Source organism: Methylomagnum sp. (assembly GCF_054333355.1).
In genome coordinates this window covers 1-5,290 of record NZ_JBTEKS010000309.1, presented here as the reverse complement: position 1 = coordinate 5,290, position 5,290 = coordinate 1, and the positions used below count along the sequence as shown (strand labels likewise).

Here is a 5,290-nt window from a genome sequence, read left to right as displayed (position 1 = left end):
GGCGGGTATTTCCTGCCCGACGCTTCGGCCAGACCGCCGCGTCGGGCATGAGTACATGCCCGACCTACCCCAGACATTCGGCCTCGGGCGGCACCCCTCGGGAATCACTCGGCGTTTCATGCGTGACGAAGCGCTAGCTGGCCTCGCGGGGCAAGGGCGGGGAAGACTCGGCCAGCAACGCCAGAACCTCGGTGTCGCAGCCGCCACACCCCGAGCAGACGCCCGTGGCCCTGGACAAGCCATCCAAGTCATTGACGCCGTTGGCGACGTGCCGCTTGATTTGCTCGGTGGTCGTGCCGCTGCACCGGCAAACGATGTCTTTTTTTCTGTCGGGATGGGACGTGTTCATGGCGATGGACTTCCACGGGTGGGCCAGGCTTGATCCGGTCTCCGCTTGGAGGGGTTAAGGCACCGGCTCGGCGAGAAGCGCCTTGATCTCGGGATAACTCGAGCTGATTTCCGCAATCGCGTTCAAGGCGGTCTCGGTGCCAATGTTTTCCAGCCCCTGGATGACCACCGGCACCACAGCGGGCTGGGCTGGCGCGCCGGACGACGGGTCGCCGCTGGGCGCGGTCTGGCCGAGACCTGCGGCGGACGCGCCGTCAGTGGATTCGGAGGACGCCGTAAAAACAGATTCGGCGGGGACTTGAGTGGACGGGGCATGGGATTCTATGGTGGCCGTTCCGCTGACCGGGGTCGGATCAACCGTCGAGGTCGCTTCCAGCGGGGTGGAACCCGAGTCCTTGAGGCTGGACGCCTCGGTGCCGGTGACCGCCCGCTTCAACACGGACACCGCCGCCGGATTGGTGACTTTGGGGGTTTCTTGGAACACGGCCACCCGCTTGCCCCGGGTCTCGCCACTGGACGCCGCCGCCGAATCCCGGCCCGCGAGGGTGTCCAGCAAAAGACCCATGCCGCTGGGCGCGCCGATGCCGACGATGGCCTGGGTGACGGCCATCAGGTAGGGCCAGTCGGTGTTTCCGGCGTCTTTCCAGGCTTGTTCCAACAGGGGCGATAATTCCTCATGGAACCGGCCCCCCCAGCGGTTTTCGCCGATATGGCTGATGGTGTTGAGGGCGGGCGCGTACAGGGGCGACTCCATGCCCTGGTCGGCGAGGTCCAGCAACAGCGCCAAGGCTTCCGGCGTGGCGATTTCGCCCAGCAACTCGACGAGCTGCGAGCGGACCTGGAAGAGCAGATTCTCGTCCCGCAGAAGATTGGCTATCTCCTGGTAAATCTCCGCGCCCCCCCCGCTCCTCAGGCGGTCCGCCAGCAAGGCGTTGGCAATCGGCATCTGCTGGTAAGCCCTTTGCTCCACCAAGCGCAGCCAGCGCCGCCACACCTCGTAGGCGTCCGGGGCGGGTTCGGCGGATGACGATGCTTCCGGTGCCGGGGGCGCTTCGGCGCGGCGGCTCATCCGGTCTGGATGGGGATGGCTCGACGCCGTGGCCGTGGCCGCAGTCGGCGTCGGCCCGCTGGACGGAATGCCAGCAGGCTGGGGGTTGGCCGTTGACGCGGCGGACGGGTTCCCGGCGGGCGAACCCCGCCCCGGGGCAGGGCTGACGGGCGGCTCCTTGAGCGCCGCGCTCAGCAGCAGGCCCGCGATCAACAACAATCGCTGAAAAAACCGCCGACGGCTCAACGAGACCTCAACAGTGCCCACGCCTGCGCGGCGATGCCCTGCTCGCCGACTTCGGGAACCTCCGGCGCCGTTGTCGGTGGATCGGCCAATGCCGACGCTGGGGCGACGACCGACAGCACGCCGCCCACCACCGCCCGCTCGGGCGTTGGTGCCTCAAGAAAGCGCTGCGCCGCCGCCACCGCCCGGCCCTTGCCCACCAGGACTAGCCGCAGCCTGGGGCGGGCGTCCATGATCCCGGCCACCGCCGCCCGAATTTCCGACTGCCACTGGGGCAGGCTGGCGGGTTGGCCGGACTCAGATTCGGAATCGGCTCCGCGCAACGCGGCGTAATAGCCGAACCGGACCCGGTAGCAATGCAGTGAATCCGGCGGCAGGTCCGGGGCGCGTCCCAGCGGCACGCCGCCGTAAACCACCGGGCAGCGGCCATCGAACTGGCGATCCACCACCCGGTTCCACAGCGCCGGGGTCTCGCCGTCGTCGTGGAGCAGTAGCACGCCATCCAGCGCCGGGTCCGGCTCGGTTTCCCGGATGAAGCGGACGCCCACGCTCGCGTCGGCGGAGACGGGCAGGGTGCAGAGAGGTCCGAGGGTGTCCTCGCAGGCGCCTTGCCAACCGTCGAACCGGAAGCCTGGGTCCGGCTCCGCCAGCAAGCCCACCAGGGCCGGGCGGCGCACCGCCGCCACGCAATCGGCGCCGCATGAGTCGCCGTCCGGCAGGCCGTCAATCCGCCCGCCGACCGCGCCCGCCACATGCACGTCCAACTGCCACGGGGCGGCGGTGGCCGCGCTCGCCAAGCCCAGCCCGACCATCAACGTCAAGCCCCTACCCAGCCGCCCCGCCCCCAGAGACGAGCCTGGTGACGCCTTTCGGGCGGGGCTGAGTCCGTGTTCAAATGCCATATTGTTGTTCTCCCAAGTTGATCCGCGCCTAACATGATAACCAGCAAAACCGGGTCGAGACCAAGAAACTTTCACTTCATCTAGTATTCATCAAGTATTAAGTAATCTTCCCCCGGCCTTCGCCACAGGCCGGATTGATAGGCTCCGCGACCGCCGCCATGAGCGGCGGTGAATTAATGGTAGCGCGAGATATTCGGCGGTGGCTGGGATTATCCCTCAAACGTGTTTTTCCACTGGGCGCACGGTTTCGTCCCCCCCCACTCGCCCCCTGTTTTCGGGGGGCTTTTTTCCCTCCCCAAATTATAGGGGACCGGAAAGGGGTAAAAACCACCCTACGCCCTGGCCGAAAATGTTCCGGTCAACAGGAGCCAATAACCATGACAAACTATTCGCAAAACCCGGCCCACGGCGGCGACCTCCGCCCCCGCGAGTCGGCCCGGATCGACCCACACAAACCTCGGGAGCCTAGCGCGATGCAGCCCTGCAAGAAATCCATCACGGCGACAATCATGGGCTTGACGCTCGCCACCCTGGCGTTGGGCCTCAGCGCGGCGACGGTTCCGGCGGCGGCGGCTCCGGTCCAGGCGGCGGCGCCCGCCAAATCCAGCTTGAAGCCGCTGCGCGTCGCGTCCTTGCAGCAGCTCAAGCGCTTGCTCAAGGGCAAGAAGCCGAACACCACCTTGCGGGCCAGCGAGTTGACGCTCGCCGCCGATGCCGCCCCGACCGCCGGGGGGAGCAGCAAGTCCACCAGCAGCGGGACTCAGCATTCCACCACCAACAACCAGGTGGCGGGCGTGGACGAGGGCGACATCGTCAAGACCGACGGCAAGTACCTCTACACCGTGCAGGGCGGCGAGGTGCGGATCATCCAGGCCCATCCCGCCACCGCCATGAGCCTCCTGGCGTCCATCAAATTCGAGGATGGCTTCTATCCCGCCGAATTGTTCGTGGACGGCGAACGGCTGGTGGTCATCGGCAATCTTTGGAAGGCGAACGGCGCCGCCACGGATACGCCCGCCGCCTCGGACGCCCCGATGGTCGGCAAGATGATCGCCGCGCCCATGGGGGAGAATCTGACCGTGGCGCGGGTGTACGACATTTCCGACCGGCAGAAGCCCGTTCAGGCGCGGGAGGTCTCCTTCACGGGCAATTATCTGGCCTCCCGCAAGATCGGCGACGCCGTTTACTTGGTGGGCCGGACCTATCCCATCTTCTACACCACGGCCCTGATCGCCACCCCGGATGGCCCGACCCAGTCCGCCGACATGACGCGGGGTGCCATCCTCCCGAAAGTGGGCGACTCCGCCGTCAACCACGGCACGCTGCGGCCCTTGCCCCTGACCAAGCTGTCCTATTTCCCGAACTTCGTGGACCCCAATTATGTGGTGGTCGCGGGGTTCCGCCTGACGCGGCCCGGCCAAGCGGCGGACATCAAGTCCTACCTGGGCGCGGGCGAGGTGGCCTATGCCTCGCTCGACAATCTGTATCTCTCGGCGGCGGACTACCGCGCCGAGGCCAGCAACGCCAGCACCCATATCTACAGCTTCAGCATCGACCAGGGCGGCACCCAGTTCCGCAATGCCGGGGAAGTGCCGGGCACGGTGCTGAACCAATTCTCCATGGATGAACACAAGGGCTATTTCCGCATCGCCACCACGGTCCATCAGTGGACCCAGACCGGCGACACCTTCCAGGACAAGAGCTGGAACAACCTCTACAGCCTCAATGGCAACATGAAGGTGGTGGGCAAGCTGGAGAATCTCGCCGAAGGCGAGAGCATCTACGCGGCCCGCTTCATGGGGGACCGGGCCTTCCTGGTGACTTACCGGCAGGTTGACCCGCTGTTCGCCATCGACCTCTCCGACCCGGCCGCGCCCAAATCCGTGGGTGAATTGAAAATGCCGGGGTTCAGCAGCTATCTGCATCCCTTCGATGAGCGGCACATCCTTGGCATCGGCCAGGAAACCACGGCGGTGGGCGAGCGGGTGCAAACCAGCGGGGTGAAGCTGGCGCTGTTCGACGTGTCCGACCTGACCCAGCCCAAGCTGGCCCATAGCGTGGTGATTGGCGAGCAGGGCAGCTATTCGGACGCCCTGTACGATCACAAGGCCGTGTTGTTCGACGCCGACCGCCACCTGTTGGCCTTCCCCATGTCCGTGGCGGAGCAGCCGCCGGGCCAGGAATGGGGGACCACCACCTTCCAGGGCGCCCATGTCTACGACGTGAGCGTGGCGGACGGCTTCCGACTGAAAGCCGCCATCACCCACATCCCGGAGGGCAAGCTCAATTCCGCCTGGAACCGCTACATCCGCCGCCTGCTGACCATCGAGGACCAGTTGTACACGGTCTCGGAGGGCCGGGTGCAGGCCAATGAGCTTACGGAATTCAAGCAGACCGGCGGCGTGGATGTGCTGGCGCTGCCCGAGGAACCCATCGCCATCGACGACCCGGTGCCGGTGGACAAGTCGCCGACCGATGGCGGCGCCACCACCGATCCGAATGACGGGGTGGCCTGCACCATGGAAGTGTTGATGTGCCCGGATGGCGTCACTTATGTGGGCCGGAGCGGACCCAATTGCGAATTCGCCCCGTGCCCCGCCGTTAAATAGCCGGTAAGCTATTGAAACTCCGAGCTTGGACGGCCCCGGATGGGGCCGTCCTGGTTTGTCGGGGTTGCGTTCCGGCTCCGCCAGCGGTGGGAGCGGGCTTTAGCCCGCGAACGAGCCTTGTCGAATCGCGGGCTAAAGCC

At 66.2% G+C, this 5,290-nt stretch carries 4 protein-coding genes; 1 reads left to right on the top strand and 3 read right to left on the bottom strand.

Going from position 1 to position 5,290, the window contains the following annotated elements:
- Positions 1–133 precede the first annotated feature (133 nt).
- The 3 genes from ACXWUF_RS17935 to ACXWUF_RS17925 are packed head-to-tail and all read right to left on the bottom strand — an operon-like array spanning position 134 to position 2,541.
- A complete protein-coding gene (locus tag ACXWUF_RS17935; protein ID WP_458495978.1) occupies positions 134–349 on the bottom strand; it encodes a (2Fe-2S)-binding protein in 216 nt (71 codons plus the stop codon).
- Between the two features lie 54 nt (positions 350–403).
- Complete coding sequence (locus ACXWUF_RS17930) at positions 404–1,663, bottom strand: hypothetical protein (protein ID WP_458495977.1); 1,260 nt, start codon at positions 1,661–1,663, stop codon at positions 404–406.
- Positions 1,639–2,541: a hypothetical protein gene (locus tag ACXWUF_RS17925; protein ID WP_458495976.1), complete on the bottom strand. Its 903-nt coding sequence runs from the start codon at positions 2,539–2,541 to the stop codon at positions 1,639–1,641. The genes ACXWUF_RS17930 and ACXWUF_RS17925 overlap by 25 nt, the downstream gene beginning before the upstream one ends.
- Positions 2,542–2,918: 377 nt before the next feature.
- Here ACXWUF_RS17925 and ACXWUF_RS17920 point away from each other — a divergent pair, with 377 nt between their 5' ends.
- Entirely contained in the window at positions 2,919–5,150 is a 2,232-nt protein-coding gene (locus tag ACXWUF_RS17920; RefSeq protein ID WP_458495975.1) for a beta-propeller domain-containing protein, read from the top strand.
- Positions 5,151–5,290 lie beyond the last annotated feature (140 nt).